This is a genomic window from Anabaena sp. UHCC 0399 (genome assembly GCF_034931465.1).
GTDB lineage: Bacteria > Cyanobacteriota > Cyanobacteriia > Cyanobacteriales > Nostocaceae > Trichormus > Trichormus minutissimus.
Genome location: NZ_JAYGGZ010000001.1, coordinates 13351 through 37694 on the forward strand (window position 1 = coordinate 13351; position 24344 = coordinate 37694).

Sequence of the window (24344 nt, forward strand, 5' to 3'; positions counted from 1 at the left end):
GTGCCTGAGTGAATTTTGAAGTGTCAAGGATTGTAGTATAGTCGGCCGTGATAAAGCCTTCTATTTAGTCGAAATTTCAGGAGTTTTGGGAATGACAGGAACAACAGACCCCGTTACTTTAATGAAGCAAGAAGTCGGCAAAGCGGCGGCGGCTTTGGTGAAGTCTGGTTCAATTGTGGGATTGGGTACAGGTTCAACTACAGCTTATACGATTCAATATTTAGGCGATCGCCTCAAGTCTGGTGAACTGACAGATATTGTCGGTATCCCTACTTCATTTCAGTCTGAGGTATTGGCGAAAAAATACGGCGTTCCTCTCACAACGCTGGATGCTGTTGACCATATTGATATTGCCATTGATGGGGCTGATGAAGTTGACCCCAAAAAGAACTTGATTAAAGGTGGTGGCGCAGCCCATACCCGTGAAAAAGTAGTTGATTACTTGGCCAGTCAATTTATTGTTGTGGTAGACAGTGGCAAGTTAGTAGACCGTTTGGGTTCAGTGTTTGCTGTACCAGTGGAAGTTATCCCAATGGCAATTACCCCGGTTACTAATGCTATTAAGCAACTCGGCGGTAAACCAGAACTGCGTATGGGTGTGAAAAAAGCCGGGCCAGTCATCACCGACCAAGGTAACTTTGTCTTAGATGTCCGATTTGACTCTATTGATGACCCAGTTAATCTAGAAAAAGTCCTGAATAACATCCCAGGAGTCCTAGAAAATGGGATTTTTGTCAACTGTGCCGATGTAGTTTTAGTTGGCGAAGTTATAGATGGTCAGCCAGTGGTGAGACAACTTTAGGCTAGAGGATAGGAAGAGATAGGGGAGACAGGGGAGACAGGGGAGACAGGGGAGAAGTTTTCCCCTGTCCCCAATCCCCATTCCCCAGTCCCTATTCCCTATTTTTACCCTGTCCTTGCAAACTTTTCTCCAAGCCAAACAAAGAACGTCCATTATGGGGATATTTTTGTAAATCGGCTCGAAAAACTGGCTCTGCTGCGGCATAATCACCTTTAGCTAACAGTACACCACCCAAGGCTTCCCGTGTGGGGAAGTACCAGTCTGGGGGTTCTACGTAATCTAGGTTATCTTCTGCTACTACGGCTTGTTGTAGTTTGGCGATCGCAGCATTATATTCACGCTGAGATTCGGCAGTCTTGGCATCTAAAAATTTTTGGGCAATGTCTAAAATACGACTGGCAGGTGTAAACCCAATAGTCGCCTCAGATGGCATAATCTGTGTTGCAGCTAGTAAAGCACGGCTTTCATTTGCTGCATCTTCAGGTTTATTTTGGGCTGCGTATGCCAAACCGCGTGTAAAATGCCAAAGTGCATTAGTAGTTGGTAGTGCCGCATCAGGTGCAGGAGTCTGTAAAATTTCGTCCCAATCGCCAAATCGGGCTTGCATCAATAATTTATTCCCTAGGAATCCCTCTAACATGGGCAGATGAGGGTCTATAGAACTAGCATGAGCAACTAATTTATCAGCAGCTTCCAGGGCATCTTCATGTTTGCCTGCCATACTACTAGCTACCATGAGGAAATGCAGATTGTGGGTCAGATATAACTGCGGATAAATACCCTGGACTTGATTGTGACAGATGTAAGGCTCATCTTGCGCGATCGCCTGCTGATTCACTCGCATTGCTCCCGCATAATCACCAACGCGAAAATAAATATGGCCAGGCATATGTATCAAGTGTCCAGCCGCAGGTACTAAGGTTTCTAATCGCTTGGCACTCTCAAGGGCGCGTTCTGGATGTAATGACGCTTCTACTGCATGGATATAGTAGTGATTTGCGCCTGGATGATTGGAATTTCTTTGTAGAACATATTCTAAAACAGCCACAATTTTGTTTGTCCCTGGTTGTGGTTGACCATCATGTGTCCACAATTGCCAAGGATGCAAATCCATCAGGCTTTCAGCATATAAAGTTGCTGCATCTAAGTCATCAGGATAGCGTTGAAATAGACTTGCCATTGCTTTGGCATAATCTACATCTAATTGATGTAAATCTGCATGGGAATTTGGGGAATAACGTTTTGCTAAAGCCTGAATATAGTCTCTTTCGGGAATTGATGCTTGCACAGCCAATTCTAAAGCTGTTTGTATGGCTTGATAAGCAGCTTGTTCTTTTTCACTGGTGACTACTGAATTAATATTAGGGCCGAGAGCAAGAGCAATTCCCCAATATGCCATTGCCATTTGCGGGTCGAGTTCAGCAGCGTGTTGAAAAGAGCGCACCGCTTCATCATGATTAAAGCCGTAAATCAGATTTAAACCTTGGTCAAAAAACTTTTGAGCTTGGGGATTTGGGGTGGAAACTGGATGATGGTATGTTCCCAGCCCTGGAATTAAAGCATCGGGCTGTTTGGTTTGAGCTATGAACTGTGTTCCCCCAGAGGCAATGGCGTTCCCCCCACCGGAGGTGATCGCAGAATTGGGAAAGACTAAAGATAGTACAAGTACCCAAATTATAAATAAGCACTTCATACTCAAGTTACCTGTTTTAAAGCTTTTTATTATTAGCTATCTAAATTACAGCCTCTTGAGTAAGTTATACGCATCTTTCCAATTGCTTAACAGTAGGTAAGCAGGTGGCACACCACCCGCTATAAATGAAACTCCCTCCTTCCTGTCACCTGTTACCTATCTCCAATTAAGCTGCTTCTCTAAGTTGAGTTGGGACATTAACCTCAGACAATGAGAGTGATAGTTGTTCTATTTGAGGTGTGGCGGCTTGTTCTAACACTTGTACTTCTATATTCACACTGACCAAATAACTGCCGGTATCAGCACCAACTGCATCAGCAATTAATTTGGCAATATCTGGACGCTTTGCAGTCAGGGGATCTCTTAAGATGCACCGATCCCATTCGTGTTTGGCTGTGGGGTTGAGATTGAGAATGTAATGCTTCATCATTGGATTAAACCCTTGAATCCCTCTTCCAGAAGACCGTGACATGGTTGTTCTACTAGGCTTTTTGAGTGCTGTGTCTATTATAGTACAAATGTACTAAATTGAGAAGATACAAGCCAAAAATCATCTTTTGGTAGAGCAAGTTAAACTATTCTGATGTGTTCTTAGAGACTAGTTCCCATGAAACGAGCCTTATTAGTTATTGATGTCCAAAACGAATATTTCACGGGTAAATTGCCAGTCACTTATCCATCAGGGAGTTTAGATAAGATTTTGCAGGTGATGGATGCGGCTCAGAACAATAGCATTCCCGTGATTGTTGTCAGACATACACAGCCACAAGAAGATACACCAATTTTTAAACAGGGAACTCCAGAGTGGGAAATTCATTCCGAAATTGCTAAGTATTCCTACGACTTATTAATTGATAAAAAATTACCAGGAAGTTTTACTGGTACAGAATTAGAGCCGTGGTTAAGAGACCAAGGTATTGATACTGTATTGACATACTCCCCAGCCTAAAGGCGTGGGGATTCTAGGCTCAAACAGCAATTGCAGGCATAGCCCGACTTATATCACCTAACCCAATGGTGGATGCCCCAACCATTTGAATATTACGTGCGGCGTTGTTGTCCCTCCCGTTAATTGATTGACACTCCTGGCAACGCCACTGTCTAACCGACAAATCAAGATTTTCTAAAACATGACCGCAGTGAGAACAAGTCTTACTACTGGGATACCATCGGTCGATGAAAACAACCGATTTATTCTTCTTTTTAGCAACCCATTCTAAAATTTGCAGGAATTCACCAAAAGCCAAATCTGATATCTTCCTACCCCAAAGCCGTTGCATTCCTTTGAGGTTTAAAGTCTCAAAACAGAGGATATCAAAGTTGTCGGTCAACTCATGCGCTAGCTTCCAAAACCAATCACGCCGACAATGAGAAATATTCTCATATTTGCGTACCAGATTTTTTCTAGCTCGTTCCCGATTTGATGAACCTTTCATCTTTTTAGAATGAAACTTGCTGGCTTTCTTAACAGAGTTTAGTGATTGCTTGAAAAATTGGGGAGACTCAACTTTAGTACCGTCTGAGCAGGTGAGAAATGTTTTCAACCCAAAGTCAAAGCCAGCGATTTTACCCGTCTTAACTTCGACTTCTGGATTGCTCCCGTTATCAACAACCACAACCATAAACAATTCACCTAACGGTGTACGTTTTATGGTTAAAGTTTTGATTGTTCCATCAATGTCTCTAGACTTCCAAAACTGATAAACCTGATTACCAATTTTTACTCTATTGCCACTCAAAAACTTATAACCAGACTGTTTAAGGGTGAATGACTTATACTTTTTAACTTTCTTAAACCCTGGTGGTCTAACTCCTTTTTTGTTGTGCTTAAAAAATAGTTGGTAGGCTTTCTCAATGCGTTGGCAAATATCTTGTACTGCCTGAGAACCTACTGACTGCCAAAACTGATTACGCTTCCTCAATTTGGCAATGTGTGACTGAAGTTTTGCACAGTTTAAGTGTTTACCCCACATTCGATAGTACCGACGATGAAGGGCGATACAATGGTTATAAATCACCCCAGAAGCATTAATCATTCGCTTGAGGTGTCTATTCCGTTTGTGTTCGTACAGCTTAAACCTTAGTGTTTTCATGCTAATATCATAGCACGATTTGACGGTATTATGACGGCATGAAGAAATTAACTGTTCGGTGTTCTGATGAAGAATATGAAATACTTTTGGCGTATTGCGAAGAAACAGATCGCACTCAAAACGATGTACTCAGAGAGTTGATCCGGAAGTTAAAGAAAAGCCGTCCTAGAAGGACGGGGCTTTAAACCCATTTTGTCAGTAATATCGGGATACATGACTCAAATGTGCTGTGACACTACAGCTAGACAAGCTGCTCATCTCGGTTTTTCTGTAGAGTTTCTCTCCGATGCTACAGGCACTCTCACCTTCACAAATAATGCTGGTGTGGCTACAGATGAAGAACTTCATAGAGCCACTTTAGTTGCTCAAGATGGTTTTTTGAGCAAAATTCTTAGTACCTCTGAATGGATTAATCATCTGGGTTGAGTTTTCAAAGAGGAAGGTCATTAGTCGTTTCTGGTAGACATAAATGACTAATGACAAAGAACAAATGGCGTTGCATAAATGCGGGATGAATCAGTTAAACACGGGTATTTCTCTATACTTTAAATAGTGAAGTAACAAGCGAATTGAGTATTTAAGCATATCTACTGATTTGGAATAGCATAATGTTTTTCGGTGTAAGCGTGCCAGGTAATGACGTAAACGGGTATTTTCTCCTTCAACTCTGGTCATATAGGTTTTGCTGACGATGTGGTCTCCTGGCTCAATAAAACTGGGGTAAACTTTCCATCCATCGGTAACATAAAAATAGCACTGCCAGCAGCAAACAATGTCCCACAAAGGTTTAAATGTTTCAGCACTATGGTCTCCTAAAACCCAAGCTAAAATTCCTTCCCGAAAGTGATTTACTGCCGTCCACAACCAAATTTTGTTTTTTTTGAACCTACAAAGGTTTCCAGTTCATCTAATTCTCCAACTTCTGGGATCTCATTTGGTGGTGCATCTGGAAGTTTTTCGCCAATTTGTTTGAGCCAATAAATTACGGTTGTATGATGAACTCCCTTATCACGCTCGATCGCTCGAAATCCCATGCCATTAACGTATGACCTTAAACAGTCTTGTTTTATCTCATCTGAGTATCCTTTCGGTGGACTATAGGCATCGATAAATTGACGACCACATTTTACACAAATGTGATTTTGCTTACCTCTTCGTTTACCATTTTTTCTAATCTCAGTAGAATCACAGTATGGACAATACACAGTAGAAAACCTCAATTCATCCCTCTATTATGCAACGCCAGAACAAATTACTGTTTAACTAACTTAAGTCAAATTCTCTTTCCTATCATCTGTCACCTGTCATCTATCACCTGTGTTCCATGAGAATTGAGCAACCGAAGGTCGTTAACCCGGATTGCTTGTTGTGGTACAGGAATCTGGACTCCGGCTTGGTCAAAGGCAATTTTCAGACGACGGCGATATTCTCTTGCGACATCCCATTGCTTAAGGGGTTGGGTTTTAATCCATACCCGAATCATTAAACCGCGATCGCCAAAATTATCTATACCTAATACTTGAGGTGTTTCGACAATTTGGCGTTTCCATTGTATGTCTTGATCCATCTCCAAAGCTACGTCTTTAATTAGCTGCAAAGCTTGATCAATATCAGTGTTGTAGTCCACGGGAATTGTTAAATCTGCTCTTGACCAACGGCTAGAAAGATTAGCGACCACTTTAATTTCACTGTTGGGAATAGTGATCAAGCGTCCTTCTGCATCGCGCAGTTGAGTCATCCGCAAATTGAGATTTTCTACTAAGCCGCCGAAATCTCCGACAGCAATCACATCGCCTAGAGCATATTGGTCTTCGATAATAATCAAAAAGCCGTTAATCGCATCTTTAATTAAGCTTTGGGAAGCCAAGGACAACGCCACACCCACTAAACCAGCACCTGCTAGCAAGGGAACAATATCTATCCCAAAGAAAATCAACCCCATTAAGATGCCAACCCCTACCCAGATAATGGTGACAATACTTTTAGTCACCCCAGAAAATGTAGAAACTCGTAGTTGTATACGTTCAGAAGTTTCTGAGTTGAGTAAAGCACCACTGCTAATCAAGGTAGAAGTGAAGCGGTCAATCAGGGCATAACTTAAACGGATCACGACATAAGTTCCCAGTAACACGACACCCAACTTCAGAGGAATTTGAGCGGCGGTGACAATCCCCACTTGTAGTATGCGTGTATAGGGAAATAAACCCAAAATTGTAAAACTTCCACCGCCCCAAATCCCAGCTTGAGTGAATTGAAACAGGCGTTTTTTGACTTCTTGAAAATGCTGGTGCTGCTGTTGATTTAGTTGAGTTGTGATATTCTGAGCGTTGCGTGCAGTTCGCGGAAGTGTAGTTACGGGATCTTTTTTGGCACGTCGCTGCCAGCAATATACCCCCCAACTAGCTACAATAATTGCTAACCCGATACCTCCAGCAATTTTACCCTGATTGATCAGAAATTGAGGTCGTCGCTCTCGTTTAGCTCGTTCTAAGCCTGTTCTTAAATCTTCAGCAATTTGATCTGCCAATGTTGAGGGATCTAGCTGCTGTAGTCTGGCATCTGAGGTAGTCACAGTCATCAAGTATTTACCATTGACTTCAATGATTGGTAATCCGTTGACTGGTCGGGTAGTGACCTCAATTTGTTGTGCATCTGATTGAAAGAATTTTTGACTGATTTGGGCTAAATTCTTTTGGATATTCTCTGAACGATCAGAAAAATTGCTTTTTGATGCTGCTATCTGGAACAAACGGCGACCATCTAAATATACCCAGTCTGAAACAGTTCTGTTACTAGTATCATTGCCTGGACTGCTCGCAGCTGGTAGTTGAGGTAAAAGAGGAATCTGGGCTGTAGCTTTTGGTACAGATACAACAGCGACAACCATTGAACCTGCGATCGCCAAAAATTTCACGCGCACTCAAACACCTCCTAAATTCTAATTAATTCCCTAGTATCCTCTACGATTAAATTCGGTAATTGTACCTATCAAAAGTTGAATTTTTGAGTTTCAGTGTGGTTTTGCATGGTGAAATTATTTTGAGTTACTTGTCTTTAGATAGTTGACAATCGACTTCATCTATCGCGAGTAATAGTTTAGAGAAATCTTTGTAATACTTTTACCAAAAATAAACTTAAAAGAAAAAAGCCAACGATGCAGTTAACATGAAGCTTATCAACCTTCAGGCTAGTTCACGGAAGCTTTGACTAGCTGTTTGGTAATTACAGCCAAATTTCTTGAGTCGTGGCATACTCTAGAGGAGTGCGTGTAAAATTACGTAGCTCTTGTTACTTTTTTTTGAGGAAACTGTTTAATGACCGCAACATCTCCCCGATTAAAGCACGAGGTTAAAGACCTCGGCCTCGCTCCCTTGGGAAGACAGCGTATTGAATGGGCTGGACGGGAAATGCCAGTTTTACGGCAAATCCGCGATCGCTTCGCCATTGAAAAACCCTTTGCTGGGTTACGCTTGGTAGCTTGCGCCCACATTACCACAGAAACAGCACATCTAGCGATCGCGCTCAAAGCTGGTGGTGCAGACGCGCTGTTAATTGCGAGTAATCCTTTATCAACTCAAGACGACGTAGCCGCTAGCCTCGTCTTAGACCACGAAATTCCCGTTTTTGCTCAAAAAGGTGAAGATAACGCCACCTATAATCGCCACGTCCAAATTGCTTTAGATCATCGCCCCAATATCATCATTGATGATGGTAGTGACGTGGTTGCAACTTTGGTACAAGAACGCCAAAATCAAATCAGCGATTTGATTGGTACAACCGAAGAAACCACCACAGGTATTGTGCGTTTACGCGCCATGTTCAAAGATGGCGTTCTGACTTTCCCCGCAGTCAACGTTAACGACGCTGACACCAAGCACTTCTTTGATAACCGCTACGGTACTGGTCAATCTACCTTAGACGGGATTATCCGCGCTACAAATATTTTGTTAGCTGGTAAGAACGTTGTTGTTGTTGGTTACGGCTGGTGTGGTAAGGGTACAGCCCTCCGCGCTCGTGGAATGGGCGCAAACGTCACCGTGACCGAAATCGACCCCATCAAGGCAATTGAAGCCGTTATGGATGGTTTCCGCGTCCTACCAATGGCGGAAGCTGCATCTATTGGTGATATCTTTATTACTGTGACTGGTAACAAGCACGTTGTTCGGGGTGAACACTTCGATGTGATGAAAGACGGTGCGATCGTTTGTAACTCTGGTCACTTTGATTTGGAATTAGATTTAAAATACTTGGCTGCTAATGCTAAGGAAATCAAGGAAGTCCGTCCTTTCACTGAAGAGTATAAGTTGACAAACGGTAAATCCGTTGTCGTTCTCGGACAAGGACGTTTGATCAACTTGGCTGCTGCTGAAGGACACCCCAGCGCAGTTATGGATATGAGTTTTGCTAACCAAGCTTTAGCTTGTGAATACCTGGTGAAGAATAAGGGTAAGTTAGAGCCTGGTTTGCACTCTATTCCTGTTGAAGTTGATCAAGAAATTGCTCGCTTGAAGTTGCAAGCTATGGGTATTTACATTGATAGTTTGACTCCTGAGCAAATTGAGTATATCAATTCTTGGCAGTCTGGAACTTGATACTTTGATTAGTTAATTTTTAGGGGATAGGCTTTCGGGCTTATCCCTTTTTTTGTTTCTCACGCAGAGAAGGACACTTGCGTGGGCGGGTCTCCCGACTTAGGCAAAGTGTCCGTCACGCAGAGAGCGCAGAGAAAGGAATACATTACTTAAAAAATTAGTTATTATGAAATAAGAAATATTATTTTAACCTTCTATGTCAGCGAAGGATTTCTTTCATAACGCGGTTTGTTTAGCCTTAGAAAAAGATAATTGGTTAATTACTGATGATCCTTTATCATTTACAGTAGATGGTCTTGAATTTCGGATTGATTTAGGAGCAGAGAGACTTTTAGCAGCAGAAAAAGAAGGACAAAAAATAGCAGTTGAGATAAAATCTTTTTTAGGTAAATCAACTATAAGTGAATTTCATACAGCTTTAGGACAAACACTTAATTATCGTTATATTTTAAGAAAACAGCAATCTGAACGTATTTTATATTTAGCAATTAGTTATGAGATATATCCAGATTTTTTTCTGATACCGTTGATTTAAGAAATTATTTCTGAACATCAATTAAAATTACTGATATTTGAAAGTATTCAACAGGAGATTGTTTTATGGAAGGAATGAATTATCCTGAATTGGTAAAAACTGTATTAGGAAGACATATAGAAAATCATTCTTCCGAAGGAACAGAAAAGGAGTTAATTTTTGATTGTGAACGAAATAGCTATTTAGTAGTTCATCTAGGTTGGGAAGGTGAAAAAAGGACTTATGGTTCAGTGATTCATGTTGATATTAAGGATGGAAAAATTTGGATTCAAAGAGATTTAACTGAGGAAGGCGTAGCTAATGAATTAGTAGAATTAGGAGTACCGAAAACAGATATTGTTTTAGGTTTTAGATCACCTCATGTTAGACAGTTTACTGGTTTCGCATCGGTTTGAATTTTTTATTTATTGTTCATGTTTGTGTAGCTACGATTTCTACCCAATACTGCTCTTCGATTCTTCGATATAATAGAGGCATTCCTACAAATTTATATTATGCTAACAGTAACCATTGATGAAATACAGAAAAACCTAACAAGCTACCTTCACCAAGTAGCAGCAGGAGAGAGCATTATTATTATGCAAGAAGGTAAACCTATTGCAGAAATTAAACCAGTTTCCCCTAATACTCAACACATGAGACCGTATGGTTTATGTGCTGGTGAGTTTATTGTTCCAGATGATTTTGATTTTACCTTACCTGACGAAATTTTGAATAGCTTTGAGGGTAAATTAAATTATTGTTAGATACCCATATTTTCTTATGGTTTATTAGTGGTGATCCAAAATTACCAATTCATTTACAAAGTATTATTCGTGATTTAAATAATGACATATATTTAAGTTGTGTTCCAGTTTTGGAAGCAACTGTTAAATATCAATTAGGTAAATTACCTTTACCAGAATCACCATTAATAGTCTCAATTTAGATGAAGAAAGTATTGCTCAACTCCTAAATCTGCCATTATTACTAACTTTTGACGGTGCGTTGCACTGTGCGACAACACACTCTACATTAAAATTTCCTAACATACTTTAGTTGTTGTATTATTTTTTACTTAAAATTTTTAAGTAAAACTGATCTGGATACATCAAGAGAATGTTATTTTTTTGTATTTGTGTATACAATATTGATTAATTTTAGATTAAGATATTATTCACATAAATTTAATTACAGTGTCATTTACGGGCTATAAGTACAGCTAAAACTGCCTCATATCCGTTAGATACTCTAATATTTACTTTCACTAAGCATTCTGTCAGTGGTATTGTGAGGAAACCGTCCGATGATTCAAAACTTTGATAGTTCGGAATTTATGGCTAATAGGCAATACCAACGAATTACTCCAACCGTCAAAATAAGGCGTAGTTGGCGTTATTGCTCAGTTGTGTAGGCGAGCGATCGCGTTTTGTCCACCCTAACTGAATCGCATCTGCAATTGCTATAAATTTAATTTTATTAAGAAACATCAAGATTTTGGCAAACTAGAGTATATGCCTAATCAAATATCTACTCAAACCTTGACTACTCAAACTCCTAGTTCATTCCTCACCCTCGCCATTGCCCCAGCAAAAGTGATGCGTGGCGTGCATATATTGCAGTCAGCTGCCTTAGAAATTGCCAAACTTGGCACTCGTCCCTTGATTGTGGCAGGAAATAGCACCCTTGCTATTTTTCAGGAGAGTTTACAGCCGATTTTAGAACACCAAAATCTGCAAGTGACTCCAGCCTCCTATGGTACAGACTGTTCGGAAGCTAGCTTAAAATCTCTGAGGAAAGTAGCAAAAGAACATAAAGCTGATGTGATTATCGGTGTTGGTGGTGGTAAAGCCTTAGATACAGCTAAATTAGTTGCCCATCAATTGCAGTTACCTGTCGCCACCATTCCCACCTCGGCGGCTACTTGTGCAGCTTGGACGGCTTTATCGAATGTCTATTCTGAGGAAGGGGCATTTCTCTATGATGTGGCTTTGTCTCGCTGTCCCGATTTATTGATACTGGACTACGAGTTGATTCAAACAGCACCACCACATACCTTAGTAGCAGGAATTGGGGATGCGATCGCAAAATGGTACGAAGCTTCAGTCAGTAGTGGGCATTTAGAACACACTTTAATTATTGCCGCAGTCCAACAGGCGCGAGTTTTGCGGGATATTTTATTGCAAAAGTCAGCCGCAGCCCTAGAAAAACCTGGGAGTGAAGTATGGCAAGAAGTTGTTGATGCTACTGTCTTACTGGCTGGTGTCATTGGCGGTTTGGGTGGGGCGCAGTGTCGCACCGTTGCCGCCCATGCAGTCCATAATGGTTTAACTCACATTGCTGGACACAGAAGCATCCACGGCGAAAAAGTCGCCTATGGTATTTTAGTGCAGCTGCGTTTAGAAGAAATGGTACAAGGCAACCAACTGGCAGCCGCTTCTAGACAACAATTGTTGAAGTTTTATGCAGAGATTACATTACCACAAAAATTAGCTGATTTGGGTTTGGGTAACATCACCCTCGGCGAGTTACAAACAGCCGCCGAAGTTGCGTTAGCACCTGAATCGGACATTCATCGACTACCATTTAAAGTTGCATTGGAACAATTGATGGCGGCGATGGTTTCTACCACTGCACCGACAGATAGTAGAGACTTAGTTAATCGTGTCTCCACCAGGGGAATAAGTGACGAGGTTGAGGAATGAGTTTGGATTGGATTACCCCAGCAGATCGGATACAGCAACTACCACCTTATGTATTTGCCCGTCTCGATGAGTTAAAAGCTAAGGCTAGAGAACAAGGAATTGATTTAATTGATTTGGGGATGGGCAATCCCGATGGCGCGACACCACAACCGGTGGTAGAAGCGGCTATCAAGGCTTTGCAAGATCCCGCCAATCATGGTTATCCCCCCTTTGAAGGCACTGCTAGTTTCCGCCGTGCCATTACTAATTGGTATAAACGTCGCTATGGTGTGCTATTAGATCCTGATAGTGAAGCTTTACCGCTACTCGGTTCTAAAGAAGGATTAACTCATTTAGCGATCGCATATATTAATCCTGGTGATGTGGTACTAGTGCCTTCCCCCGCCTATCCTGCCCATTTTCGCGGGCCAGTGATTGCTGGCGGTAAAGTTCACAGTTTGATTTTGAAGCCTGAGAATGATTGGTTAATTGATTTAGCTGCCATTCCTGAAGAAGTTGCTAGACAAGCCAAAATACTTTACTTCAACTATCCCAGCAACCCCACAGCCGCCACCGCACCCCGCGAATTTTTTGAGGAAATAGTTGCGTTTGCCAGAAAATACGAAATTCTCTTGGTGCATGACTTGTGTTATGCCGAGTTAGCTTTTGATGGTTATCAACCCACTAGCTTACTAGAAATTCCTGGGGCGAAAGATATTGGTGTAGAGTTCCACACCTTATCAAAAACCTACAATATGGCTGGCTGGCGTGTGGGGTTTGTGGTGGGGAATCGCCATGTGATTCAAGGCTTGCGGACACTCAAAACCAACTTGGATTATGGGATTTTCGCCGCCTTACAAACAGCCGCAGAGACAGCCTTACAACTTCCTGATATTTACTTACACGAAGTACAACAACGCTACCGCACCCGCCGAGATTTTCTCATTCACGGTTTAGGACAGTTGGGTTGGGATATCCCCAAAACCAAAGCTACAATGTATTTGTGGGTGAAATGTCCTGTGGGTATGGGTTCAACGGATTTTGCTTTGAACTTGTTGCAGCAGACAGGCGTTGTTGTCACTCCTGGTAATGCCTTTGGCGTTGCTGGTGAAGGCTATGTGCGTATTAGCTTGATTGCAGATTGCGATCGCTTGGGTGAAGCCTTACATCGCATTCAACAAGCTGGTATTTGTTATTGCCCGGAAGCCCTCGTTTCTGCCTCAGAATAAACACAGATAGCATTTTTGACCGAATTAATTCATGCAAACCCCCATTGCTAACGTTCCCCATTTCATCGCTGCTGGTTTCCATGCCCTTTCCGATCCCATTAGGATTAATGTGCTGGAATTGCTACGTCAGCGAGAATTGTGTGTTTGTGACTTGTGCGAAGCTTTGGGGGTAAGCCAATCTAAATTATCTTTTCACCTCAAGACTCTGAAAGAAGCCGGCTTAGTTAACTCCCGTCAACAAGGACGTTGGATTTATTACAGACTCAATTTGCCTCAATTTGGCGTTTTAGAAGAATATTTAGCAGATTACCGCCACTTAGGGCAAACCCTACCTGCACGCCCCTGTGATAATATTTCCTGATACATCAACTTTTTTTGATGAATTTTTGTGTATATAGGCTATTGTGTGATTGACATATCAATTTTTTTTGAAATGATATAAATATAAACTCCATATCACCCCTAAAGGTGAGGTCAATGAACGCAATAGCAAAGAAATTGGCTCTCGCAGTTGGGATGCTGGCTATAGCCACAGGTTGCGCTACCACATCCGACAAATCTGCTGAAACTCAGCCACTAGTAAACGCGGCTGAAGTAAGTAACACTCAAACAGTGTCACAAATTAAGATTGACGGTTCGAGTACAGTTTATCCAATTACGGAAGCGATCGCTAACCAGTTTCAACAAACAAAACCACAGTACAGAGGACAAGTAAAAGTTGACTTCTCTGGGACAAGTGGCGGGTTTAAGAAATTTTGTGCGAAACAAACCGATATTAGCAATGCTTCACGACCGATTTTGCAAGCAGAGATAGAAACTTGTAACAAAAATGGTGTGAAGTTTATCGAACTTCCTATTGCTTATGACGCTTTAACAATTACCGTCCATAAGGATAATTCTTGGGCAAAAGATATCACAGTAGCAGAGTTGCAAAAGATTTGGCAACCAGAAGCTGAAGGTAAAATTACCCGTTGGAATCAAATACGTGATGCTTGGCCTGATCAACCAATTAACTTATATGGTGCAGGTAAAGATTCAGGAACATTTGATTATTTTACAGAAGCGATCGTTGGTAAATCCAGAGCTAGCCGCAACGATTATATAGCCAGTGAAGATGACTTAGCTCTAGTACGAGGAGTTGCTAAAGATCCAAATTCCTTGGGTTATTTTGGCTATGCTTATTATCTAGACAATAAAAATCAAATCAAAGCTCTAGCAGTAAATAACGGCAAAGGAGAAGTATTACCATCGCGTGATACTGTTGAAGATTCCAAATATCAACCGTTGTCTCGACCTTTATTCATTTATGTGAATGCTGAGGCTGTAGAAAGAAATCCAGCACTCAAAGAATTAATCGATTACTACATCAAATATGCACAATTTACAGCTACTTCTGTAGGATATGTGCCTTTACCCAGTGAATCATACGAAATAGCTAAAGCACGGTTTAAAAAAGCCAAAACGGGAACTTTATTTGCGGGTAAAGAACAGATTGATTTAACAATTAGTGACTTATTAAAAGCAGCAGAGGGGAAATAGCAGCTTGAAATTAGAAGCTATAGATATTGGTGCAGTAATGATAAATAACCTAAATATTACTGTTACCTGTCTGGTATCCGGTTATGAAAGTGCCGATATCAAAACTCCAATTTTTTGAATGTAGATATTAACAGGAAAAATCATGAGAGTTCGTGTTGGCATTAATGGATTTGGTAGGATTGGACGGCTAGCATTACGAGCTGCTTGGGGTTGGCCGGAACTAGAATTTGTGCATATTAACGAAATCAAAGGTGGAGCAGTAACAGCAGCTCACTTGCTCAAATTTGATTCTGTGCATGGACGTTGGACACCAGAAGTAGAAGCACAGGGTGAACGTGTCTTAATTGATGGCACACCCCTCAGCTTTAGTGAATATGCCCAACCAGGCGATGTACCTTGGGAAGATTTAGGTGTTGATATAGTGCTGGAATGTTCCGGTAAGTTTCGCACTCCTGCAACCCTTGACCCCTATTTTAAGCGTGGGGTACAGAAGGTAATTGTGGCTGCTCCTGTGAAGGAAGAAGCCTTAAATATTGTCATGGGAGTGAATGACTACCTCTATGAGCAGGAAAAGCATCATCTATTAACTGCGGCTTCTTGTACAACCAACTGTTTAGCCCCAGTAGTCAAAGTCATTCACGAAGGCTTGGGTATTAAACATGGAATCATTACTACAATCCATGACAATACAAATACTCAAACCATTGTCGATGCGCCTCATAAAGATTTGCGTCGGGCGCGTGCTACGAGTCTATCACTAATTCCTACCACTACAGGATCAGCAACTGCGATCGCTTTAATTTATCCTGAACTCAAAGGTAAACTCAACGGTATTGCAGTCAGAGTCCCACTACTCAACGCTTCACTAACGGACTGTGTATTTGAAGTTGTACGACCAACCACAGTAGAAGAAATCAACGGACTTTTAAAAGCTGCTTCCGAACAAGCACCACTCAAAGACATCCTCGGATACGAAGAGCGTCCTTTAGTATCTATTGACTACAAAGATGATCCTCGTTCTTCCATCATTGATGCCCTCTCCACAATGGTGGTTGACGAGACACAAGTAAAAATTCTGGCTTGGTATGACAACGAATGGGGTTATGCCAACCGCATGGTTGAACTCGCTCGTAAGGTTGCGTTGACTCTTAGTTAGGTACTGGAGACTGGGAACTGGGTGTTTATTAGCTATTCTCCCCTGCTCCCCTGCCCCTCCGCTCCCCTGCCTCTACCCCCCATTCCCCATGACTACTACAGCTTCTAAAGCCAATTTCAAAAATTATATTCTCGTAACACTTGCATATTGGGGTTTCACCATTACAGATGGTGCGCTGAGAATGCTGGTGTTACTCTACTTCAATAAACTCGGCTATACCCCATTACAAATCGCTTCTTTGTTCCTGTTTTACGAAGTCTTTGGTATTATTACCAACTTTTTAGGCGGTTGGATTGGCTCGCAATTAGGATTAAAAGTTACTCTTTATACTGGCATTGGGTTACAGATTTTCTCTTTGGTGATGCTGGCATATCTGAATCCTGGTTGGGCGCAGTGGTTGGCTGTTACATATGTGATGGTAGCTCAGGCATTTTCTGGAATTGCCAAAGACTTAACCAAGATGAGTTCTAAAAGTGCTATTCGCTTGGTAGTTCCCCAAGATGCCCATTCCGCTTTATTTAAATGGGTGGCGGTGCTGACTGGTTCTAAAAATGCTCTCAAGGGAGTTGGTTTTTTTGTTGGTAGTGCCTTGTTAGCGGGGATTGGCTTTGTCAATTCCCTGTTAGTGATGGCGGCTGGTTTATTCCTGCTGATGTTTACTGGGTTGATGCTGCCTAAAGGCATGGGCAAAATCAAGAAGAAAGTCAAGTTTAGTCAACTGTTTTCTAAGAGTCCAGAGATTAATGTTCTCTCAGCCGCTCGATTCTTTTTATTCGGTTCGCGGGATGTCTGGTTTGTGGTGGCTTTACCAGTGTTCTTGCGTGAAGTTTTAGGTTGGTCTTTTTATCAAGTAGGTGGATTTTTGGCGGTGTGGGTGATTGGCTATGGCATTATTCAGTCATCAGCACCAACATTGATGCGGCGATTTGGTTCTGGTCGTCCGCCACAATCTAAAACTATCCAGTTCTGGACATTTACTCTCACAGTCGTTCCAGCTGCGATCGCCATAGCTCTACAATTAGGTATACCCGCCAATATCGCCATCGTTGGGGGACTGCTGGTATTTGGTGTGGTGTTTGCCTTTAACTCTGCGGTTCACTCTTATCTGGTGTTGGCATTTACCGATGATGACAAAGTGGCGTTAAATGTTGGCTTCTACTATATGGCTAACTCCGGTGGTCGCTTGGCAGGTACTGTCTTATCAGGTTTGGTATATCAATGGCTGGGGTTAGTGGGTTGTCTGTGGACATCAACATTTTTGGTACTAGGAGCAGCAGTAGTTTCACTGAAGTTACCAAATCCTAAACCCAGTAAAGCGATCGCCTGGAAAGCTGGTGACGGAGACTAAGCAATTCAAAATGTAGAGACGTTGTAATGCAACGTCTTGAGGAAAATCGGGATTAAACCGATGTATCAAGGTAATAACGATGAGCTTAAATCGTAAAACTAAGAGTAATCTCAGTTTTTTTGAAAAATATCTTACTCTGTGGGTGTTTTTGTGCATTGTTACTGGAATCACTCTAGGGAGGTTATTTCCAGAGATAGCGGTAAAACTTGACGCTATTAGTGTGTATCAAGTGTCAATTCCCATTGCGGTATGCCTGTTTTTCATGATGTACCCCATCATGGTGAAGATTGACTTTAGCCAAGCTATCAATGCTATCCGCACCCCAAAGCCTGTAATTCTCACCTTGGTGGTGAACTGGTTGATTAAGCCATTCACAATGGTAGCTTTTGCCCAATTCTTTCTAGGCTGGTTATTTCGGCCGTTAATTACTGGGACAGAATTAATTCGTGGTAGTGAAGTTGCGATCGCTAATTCTTACATTGCTGGCACAATTTTACTAGGGATTGCACCTTGTACAGCGATGGTTTTAATGTGGGGTTATCTGTCCTACGGTAATCAAGGACACACTTTAGTCATGGTGGCAGTTAACTCTCTAGCAATGCTATTTTTATACGCACCTTTAGGCAGGTGGTTATTAGCAGCAAATGACTTAACAGTCCCGTGGCAAACGATAGTTTTATCAGTGTTGGTTTACGTTGGGTTGCCTCTAATCGCCGGGATTTACAGCCGTTACTGGATATTTAAATATAAAGGTAGAGAATGGTTTGAGGGGCAATTTTTGAAGTATCTCAGTCCTATTTCCATTACTGCTTTGTTAATTACTTTAGTTTTGCTATTTGCATTTAAGGGTGAATTAATCGTCAACAATCCCCTGCACATCTTACTAATTGCTGTGCCATTGTTTATTCAAACTAATTTCATTTTCTTAATTAGTTATGTAGTAGCATTAAAGCTCAATCTTTCTTATGAAGACGCTGCACCCGCCGCCTTAATTGGAGCTAGTAACCACTTTGAAGTAGCCATTGCGACATCTGTGATGCTGTTTGGCTTAAATTCTGGTGCTGCACTCGCTACGGTAGTAGGCGTTTTAATCGAAGTCCCAGTTATGTTAATGCTGGTAGAATTTTGCAAACGCACAGCACCCTGGTTTCCCAGAGAGCCAGAAAAGGCAAGCTTGTCAGATCCACGCTGTATTAATTCTTGTCCTTGACTTACTCAGCACCCAGTATAAACCCCGCAAGAAAGTGGTCAGTTTTTTTAACTCAGCACAAGCTCAACGCCTTGCTACCACTAACAGCACTTTTAACTCACCACTCTTCATAAACTTCTAAATTACAAAATTCCTCTCATTTATGAGAGGAATTTTGTAAACTTTTATAGCTAAAATTTTATTTTTTATGTTTAGAAAACACTCATGATGATGATGATACTGACACTAGTCAACATGATTAAAGCACCCATAATCATAGATTCTCCCAAGGGATTACGACTTTTTTGATTATTTATCATAGTAGAATCCTGCAAATTTTGTTATCTCATAAACATATCAGTCACAGTACAAATATCTAAGAAACCACGGTAAAACTTAAAATACAGCAATATATCTTAGCAAATGCTGTAGTATTTACTAAGAAATTAGATTTATCACTAGAAATTTCCATTCCGTACAATAACTTAGGAATTACAAATTCACGCGGCATCAAGATAAGAGCAAATTCACTTATATTTCCCTCCTCCCCCTGCTAATCAAAAATATTGCCGACGACCTAACTTATGATTAAAATTCTTCACCTCTCTGACATTCATATGGGAAGCGGTTTTTCCCACGGCAGAATTAATCCCGTTACAGGTTTAAACACGCGACTGGAAGATTTTGTGCAGACTTTATCTCTGTGTATTGATCGGGCGTTGACGGATGCTGTAGATTTGGTTTTATTCGGTGGGGATGCTTTTCCTGATGCGACACCGCCGCCTTATGTACAGGAAGCTTTTGCTAGTCAATTTCGGCGGCTGGTTGATGCTAATATTCCGACGGTGTTGTTGGTGGGAAATCATGACCAACATTCCCAAGGACAGGGAGGCGCGAGTTTAAATATTTACCGCACTTTGGGAGTACCGGGTTTTGTGGTTGGGGATAAGTTAACTACTCACCACATCTCTACCCCCAACGGTAAAGTGCAAATAATTACCCTACCTTGGCTTACCCGTTCCACATTGATGACTCGTCAAGAAACAGACGGTTTATCACTGGCGGAAGTCAACCAATTGTTAACGGAACGCTTGCAAGTTGTTATCGAAGGGGAAATTCGTCGGCTTGACCCCGATGTGCCAACTGTGCTTTTAGCTCACTTGATGGCTGATAATGCAACTTTAGGGGCTGAACGTTTTTTGGCGGTGGGTAAAGGTTTTACTCTCCCCTTATCTTTGTTGACTCGTCCTTGTTTTGATTATGTGGCTTTGGGACACGTCCACCGCCATCAAAATTTAAATAAATCTAATAACCCACCTGTGATTTATCCGGGGAGTATTGAACGGGTAGATTTTAGTGAGGAGAAAGAAGATAAAGGTTATATCATGCTGGAACTGGAACGGGGAAGTGCGAAATGGGAATTTTGCCCTTTACCTGTTCGGATATTTCGCACACTGGAAGTAGATGTGTCGAAAGCAGAAGAACCCCAAGGTGTTTTAATAAAAGCGATCGCTAAACATGATTTAGAAGATGCAGTAGTACGGCTAATTTATAAACTTCGTTCCGAACAAATCGATTTGATTGATAACTCTGCCTTACATTCTGCCCTGAGTGCTGCCCATACTTATACTATTCAAGCAGAATTAATCAGTCAGTTAGCTCGTCCCCGCATTCCTGAATTGACTGCTAGTAGTAGCATCGACCCGATGGAAGCACTCAAAACTTACTTGCACAATCGTGAAGACCTTAAAGAGATATCAGGATTAATGTTAGAAGCCGCAGAAAAGTTATTAGGGGATAATGGGGAAATTTGGCTAAAAGCAACTATTGGGGACAGGTGACAGGGAACAGGGGACAGGGGACAGGAGACAGGAGACAGTTAAAAAATTGGCGTTGCATATTGGTGGGATAATTTAAGCAAAGTTCAAACTTTCTTCACTTGCTTGTATCAATTCATTCCACTTTTTTGCAACACCAAAATTTCAATTCAATTTAGGATCAATTAAATAAATCCAAGTCTGTGACAGCCCCAACACTGCTAGAGGAGACTAACTTGGCATATTTCGCTAAGATGCCTTTTGTGTAACGAGGTGGGCGGGGTTTCCAGTTGGCGCGGCGGCTGGCTAATTCTGCATCAGAGATATTTAACTGTAACAAGCGAGAATTAGCATCAATAGTGATACTATCACCTTCTTCGACCAGAGCGATCGCACCACCAACGGCTGCTTCCGGGGCGACGTGTCCGACTACCATCCCGTAAGTACCGCCAGAAAAGCGTCCATCGGTAATTAAACCGACAGCATCACCCAAACCCGCACCGATAATTGCTGAGGTGGGGGCTAACATTTCCCGCATACCGGGGCCGCCTTTGGGGCCTTCGTAGCGGATGACAATCACATCACCAGCTTGAATTTTACCTGCAAGGATAGCATCTAAGCATTCTTCCTCGGAATCAAATACCTTGGCGGGGCCAGTAATTAAGGCTTTTTTAATGCCAGTAATTTTAGCTACAGCCCCTTCTGTCGCTAGATTCCCTTTGAGAATAGCTAAGTGACCTTGAGCATACATGGGTTTATCCCAAGGACGAATCACGTCTTGATTGGCGGGTGGTTCTTCGGGGATATCTGCTAAAACTTCGGTAATGGTTTTACCTGTGATGGTCATACAGTCACCGTGAAGTAACCCATGTACGAGTAGCATTTTCATCACTTGGGGAATACCACCAGCTTGGTGTAAGTTTGTGGCGACATATCTACCACTGGGTTTTAAATCACACAAAACGGGTACACGACCACGGATAGTTTCAAAGTCATCTAGATTTAGTTCTACACCAGCCGCGTTAGCGATCGCCAGAAAATGTAATACAGCATTAGTTGAACCACCGACAGCCATAATTACAGAAATAGCATTTTCTATAGATTTACGGGTGATAATTTGCCGGGGTAAAAGTTGATTGCGAATTGCTTCTACTAGTACCTTGGCTGATTCTTCGGTGCTATCGGCTTTTTCGTCATCTTCCGCCGCCATTGTAGAAGAATAGGGTAAACTCATCCCCATCGCTTCAAAAGCCGAAGACATAGTATTAGCTGTGTACATCCCACCGCAAGAACCCGCACCAGGACAAGCGCGACGTTCTACTTCCATCAATTCGGTGTCGTCAATTTTCCCCGCACTGTATTCACCCACAGCTTCAAAGGAACTGACAACAGTTAAGTCGCGGCCGTTGTAGTGTCCGGGTTTAATTGTGCCACCGTAAACAAAGATAGCTGGGATATTCATCCTTGCCATCGCAATCATTGCCCCTGGCATATTTTTATCACAGCCACCGATCGCAATTACACCATCCATACTTTGTCCGGTACAGGCGGTTTCAATGGAGTCAGCAATGACTTCTCGTGACACTAGGGAATATTTCATCCCCTCAGTTCCCATAGAAATCCCATCACTAATAGTAATTGTGCCGAACATTTGCGGCATTGCCCCAGCTAGTTTAACTCCGGCTTCGGCTCTTTGTGCTAGTTGATTAATCCCCATATTACAGGGAGTAATTGTACTGTAGGCATTGGCTACACCGACAATGGCTTTGTTAAAGTCTTCATCCTGAAAACCAACTGCACGCAGCATAGCGCGATTTGGCGATCGCTGTACCCCTTGTGTGACAACTTGACTTCTCAGATTCTCTGACATCTTTGTTTCACTCATATCTCTGTAGAAGTATCATAGGTAGACTTTTTTGAGATGTCCAATATATATTTGTTTAAAATTAAAACTTATAAAATATCATAAATATGGAACTACGACATCTGCGCTACTTTATCGCTGTAGCGGAGGAACTACATTTCAGTAAAGCCGCAGAAAGACTGCATATATCTCAACCGCCTCTCAGCCAACAAATCCAGCAGCTAGAGGTGGAACTAGGTGTAAAACTTTTTCATCGCAAAACTAAGCGACAAGTACAGTTAACAGAAGCGGGTAAGGTATTTTTACAAGAGGCTTATCAACTACTGGCGCAATTAGAAACAGCAGTAGCACTAACTCAAAGGGCTGGACGAGGTAAAACAGGGCAAATCCGTATAGGATTTACTAGCTTGGTAATTTATGACCTATTACCCTTGATTTTGCGACAATTTCGCGAGCAATTTTTGGAAGTAGAACTAGTCTTACTGGAGTTAACTACAAGTCAACAGGAGCAAGCACTGAGAGATTCTCGGATTGATGTGGGTTTTGCTCATCCACCTTTGGAAGATGACACACTATCTTACAAGTGTATTCACAGAGAAACCTTAATGGTGGCTTTGTCATCAACTCATTCATTAGCTCAACAAGAATACATCTCAGTGCGATCGCTCCTCAATGAACCTTTAATTATGTTTCCCCGTTATCTAGCACCGGGACTATACGATCACATCATGAGTCTTTTTCAGCAGGGAAATTTCAGCCCTAACATTACTCAGGAGGCGATTCAAATGCAAACAATTATTGGATTAGTATCGGCTGGAATGGGTGTAGCGATCGCACCATCTTCTTTACAGAATCTGCAAAGGTCTGGTGTAGCTTATCGTCCCATACTAGACAAAGCACCTGTCATAGAAACTGCTGTAATCTGGCAGCAAAACAGTCTAACCCCTATTTTACAAAATTTTTTACAAATATCGGCTAATTGTTGCTCGCAACTTAATTAATCACAAGCGAGTTGATCTACGTTTAATTGATAGTTAAACACTCAAAATGGGAGAAATTGTAGTAAGACTGAACTGAGGCTACCCAGAAAGTCGAAAAAACTGGGTTTACCTGCGCTAATTTTTTCTGTGTAAGGGTTTTGCAGTTCTTTGATAAAGGCTTGGGTTGTTTGCATTCCTGTGGCGTTTTGCTCAGATGTAAACAGTTTTTCTGCTGCTTGAGCATCTTGAAATGCGCCTTCTCTGTCAAAAATTTGGTAGCGAGCAACACCACGCGCTAAATATGCACCTGCGTATTCTGGTTTGATGGCGATCGCTTGATTAAAATAGTTAATCGCCTGCTTTTGATTGCCCTTTTGTGCCTCAGCTACGCCCCAAGCATAAAATTCATCTGCTGTAGCAATTTGTAATGGTATACCTACTGCACCTTGAAAGTTTGCACCAGTGACGTAAGCACCAGTAAATTCTGTGTTTGCTAGATAGGTATTTCGCAAGTCAGCACTAGCAAGATTTGCGCCACCCAGTTTAGCTGCACTCAAATTCGCGCCAAATAAACCCGCACCACTCAAATTTGCACCCCGCAAATCTGTACCGCTTAAGTTAGCACGGCTCAGATTAGCACCTGTGAGATTAGCACCGCTTAAATTAGCACCTGACAAATCAGCCATGACTAAGCCTGCATTGGTTAAGTCACAGTTTTGACATTGTTTTGTTGCTAATAACTGCCTCAAATGTTCAGGATTTCCCGCTTGGACAACATTTGTCAGACTAATGGTAGTCAAAAATACGGATGTAGCTAAAATTATATTTTTCATAATCAGTTAGC

23 protein-coding genes and 1 pseudogene are annotated in these 24344 nt (G+C 41.8%); 17 read left to right on the forward strand and 7 right to left on the reverse strand.

The genetic code is table 11. From position 1 onward, the window contains the following. Positions 1 to 91: 91 nt before the first annotated feature. Entirely contained in the window at positions 92 to 802 is a 711-nt protein-coding gene (gene rpiA / locus VB693_RS00055) for a ribose-5-phosphate isomerase RpiA (RefSeq protein WP_190710160.1), read from the forward strand. Between the two features lie 91 nt (positions 803 to 893). Here rpiA and VB693_RS00060 read toward each other — a convergent pair whose 3' ends face one another. Then, positions 894 to 2495 (reverse strand): hypothetical protein, encoded by a 1602-nt coding sequence (locus VB693_RS00060; protein WP_323264518.1) that lies wholly within the window; start codon positions 2493 to 2495, stop codon positions 894 to 896. A 166-nt stretch (positions 2496 to 2661) separates the two neighbouring features. Continuing rightward, positions 2662 to 2925 carry a hypothetical protein gene (locus tag VB693_RS00065; RefSeq protein WP_323264663.1) on the reverse strand — a complete coding sequence of 88 codons (264 nt, stop codon included), beginning with the start codon at positions 2923 to 2925 and terminating at the stop codon, positions 2662 to 2664. Between the two features lie 177 nt (positions 2926 to 3102). Between VB693_RS00065 and VB693_RS00070 the strand changes: the two genes are divergently transcribed. Then, a complete protein-coding gene (locus tag VB693_RS00070; RefSeq protein ID WP_323264519.1) occupies positions 3103 to 3444 on the forward strand; it encodes an isochorismatase family protein in 342 nt (113 codons plus the stop codon). Positions 3445 to 3463: 19 nt separating this feature from the next. Here VB693_RS00070 and VB693_RS00075 read toward each other — a convergent pair whose 3' ends face one another. Further along, positions 3464 to 4588 (reverse strand): transposase, encoded by a 1125-nt coding sequence (locus tag VB693_RS00075; RefSeq protein ID WP_323264520.1) that lies wholly within the window; start codon positions 4586 to 4588, stop codon positions 3464 to 3466. Positions 4589 to 4626: 38 nt separating this feature from the next. Here VB693_RS00075 and VB693_RS00080 point away from each other — a divergent pair, with 38 nt between their 5' ends. Then, complete coding sequence (locus VB693_RS00080) at positions 4627 to 4773, forward strand: ribbon-helix-helix protein, CopG family (protein WP_323264521.1); 147 nt, start codon at positions 4627 to 4629, stop codon at positions 4771 to 4773. Between the two features lie 28 nt (positions 4774 to 4801). Next, positions 4802 to 5014, forward strand: a complete 213-nt coding sequence (locus tag VB693_RS00085) for an isochorismatase family protein (protein ID WP_242039320.1) — start codon at positions 4802 to 4804, stop codon at positions 5012 to 5014. Between the two features lie 90 nt (positions 5015 to 5104). Here VB693_RS00085 and VB693_RS00090 read toward each other — a convergent pair. Both VB693_RS00090 and VB693_RS00095 read right to left on the reverse strand, forming a co-directional pair. Continuing rightward, a protein-coding gene (locus VB693_RS00090; RefSeq protein WP_323264522.1) for an IS1 family transposase occupies positions 5105 to 5793 on the reverse strand; the annotation gives its coding sequence in 2 pieces (ribosomal slippage) (positions 5105 to 5458 and positions 5461 to 5793; 687 coding nt in all). Between the two features lie 92 nt (positions 5794 to 5885). Continuing rightward, positions 5886 to 7508, reverse strand: a complete 1623-nt coding sequence (locus VB693_RS00095) for a mechanosensitive ion channel family protein (RefSeq protein WP_416233362.1) — start codon at positions 7506 to 7508, stop codon at positions 5886 to 5888. Between the two features lie 394 nt (positions 7509 to 7902). Here VB693_RS00095 and ahcY point away from each other — a divergent pair, with 394 nt between their 5' ends. The 12 genes and pseudogenes from ahcY to VB693_RS00155 all read left to right on the forward strand — a co-directional run bounded on the left by ahcY (position 7903) and on the right by VB693_RS00155 (position 20680). Continuing rightward, positions 7903 to 9180, forward strand: a complete 1278-nt coding sequence (ahcY, locus tag VB693_RS00100) for an adenosylhomocysteinase (RefSeq protein ID WP_190699909.1) — start codon at positions 7903 to 7905, stop codon at positions 9178 to 9180. Positions 9181 to 9376: 196 nt separating this feature from the next. Then, positions 9377 to 9793: pseudogene (locus VB693_RS00105) on the forward strand (XisH family protein). Continuing rightward, positions 9781 to 10110 carry a XisI protein gene (locus tag VB693_RS00110; RefSeq protein ID WP_323264523.1) on the forward strand — a complete coding sequence of 110 codons (330 nt, stop codon included), beginning with the start codon at positions 9781 to 9783 and terminating at the stop codon, positions 10108 to 10110. The pseudogene VB693_RS00105 and the gene VB693_RS00110 overlap by 13 nt, the downstream one beginning before the upstream one ends. 99 nt (positions 10111 to 10209) lie before the next feature. Next, entirely contained in the window at positions 10210 to 10461 is a 252-nt protein-coding gene (locus tag VB693_RS00115; RefSeq protein ID WP_323264524.1) for a type II toxin-antitoxin system prevent-host-death family antitoxin, read from the forward strand. 747 nt (positions 10462 to 11208) lie between these two features. Continuing rightward, complete coding sequence (locus tag VB693_RS00120) at positions 11209 to 12399, forward strand: iron-containing alcohol dehydrogenase family protein (RefSeq protein WP_323264525.1); 1191 nt, start codon at positions 11209 to 11211, stop codon at positions 12397 to 12399. After that, the gene (locus VB693_RS00125) at positions 12396 to 13607 is read left to right on the forward strand and encodes an aspartate aminotransferase (protein WP_323264526.1); all 1212 of its coding nucleotides are present in this window, start codon (positions 12396 to 12398) and stop codon (positions 13605 to 13607) included. Before VB693_RS00120 ends, VB693_RS00125 begins: the two co-directional genes overlap by 4 nt. Positions 13608 to 13638: 31 nt before the next feature. Continuing rightward, a complete protein-coding gene (locus tag VB693_RS00130; RefSeq protein ID WP_323264527.1) occupies positions 13639 to 13968 on the forward strand; it encodes a metalloregulator ArsR/SmtB family transcription factor in 330 nt (109 codons plus the stop codon). Between the two features lie 116 nt (positions 13969 to 14084). Further along, entirely contained in the window at positions 14085 to 15146 is a 1062-nt protein-coding gene (locus tag VB693_RS00135; RefSeq protein WP_323264528.1) for a PstS family phosphate ABC transporter substrate-binding protein, read from the forward strand. A 142-nt stretch (positions 15147 to 15288) separates the two neighbouring features. After that, the gene (locus VB693_RS00140) at positions 15289 to 16302 is read left to right on the forward strand and encodes an ArsJ-associated glyceraldehyde-3-phosphate dehydrogenase (protein WP_323264529.1); all 1014 of its coding nucleotides are present in this window, start codon (positions 15289 to 15291) and stop codon (positions 16300 to 16302) included. Between the two features lie 88 nt (positions 16303 to 16390). After that, on the forward strand, positions 16391 to 17650 hold the full coding sequence (gene arsJ, locus VB693_RS00145) for an organoarsenical effux MFS transporter ArsJ (protein ID WP_323264530.1): 1260 nt from the start codon (positions 16391 to 16393) through the stop codon (positions 17648 to 17650). A gap of 79 nt (positions 17651 to 17729) precedes the next feature. Further along, positions 17730 to 18860, forward strand: coding sequence for an ACR3 family arsenite efflux transporter (arsB, locus tag VB693_RS00150; protein ID WP_323264531.1), 1131 nt, complete (start codon positions 17730 to 17732; stop codon positions 18858 to 18860). Positions 18861 to 19423: 563 nt separating this feature from the next. Continuing rightward, positions 19424 to 20680, forward strand: coding sequence for an exonuclease SbcCD subunit D (locus VB693_RS00155; RefSeq protein WP_323264532.1), 1257 nt, complete (start codon positions 19424 to 19426; stop codon positions 20678 to 20680). Positions 20681 to 20837: 157 nt separating this feature from the next. Here VB693_RS00155 and ilvD read toward each other — a convergent pair whose 3' ends face one another. Next, a complete protein-coding gene (gene ilvD / locus VB693_RS00160; RefSeq protein ID WP_323264533.1) occupies positions 20838 to 22526 on the reverse strand; it encodes a dihydroxy-acid dehydratase in 1689 nt (562 codons plus the stop codon). A 101-nt stretch (positions 22527 to 22627) separates the two neighbouring features. Here ilvD and VB693_RS00165 point away from each other — a divergent pair, with 101 nt between their 5' ends. Beyond that, positions 22628 to 23521, forward strand: a complete 894-nt coding sequence (locus VB693_RS00165; protein WP_323264534.1) for a LysR family transcriptional regulator — start codon at positions 22628 to 22630, stop codon at positions 23519 to 23521. A 41-nt stretch (positions 23522 to 23562) separates the two neighbouring features. Here the strand turns inward: VB693_RS00165 and VB693_RS00170 are convergent, their stop codons facing one another. Beyond that, positions 23563 to 24333, reverse strand: a complete 771-nt coding sequence (locus VB693_RS00170; protein WP_323264535.1) for a pentapeptide repeat-containing protein — start codon at positions 24331 to 24333, stop codon at positions 23563 to 23565. Positions 24334 to 24344: the final 11 nt, after the last annotated feature.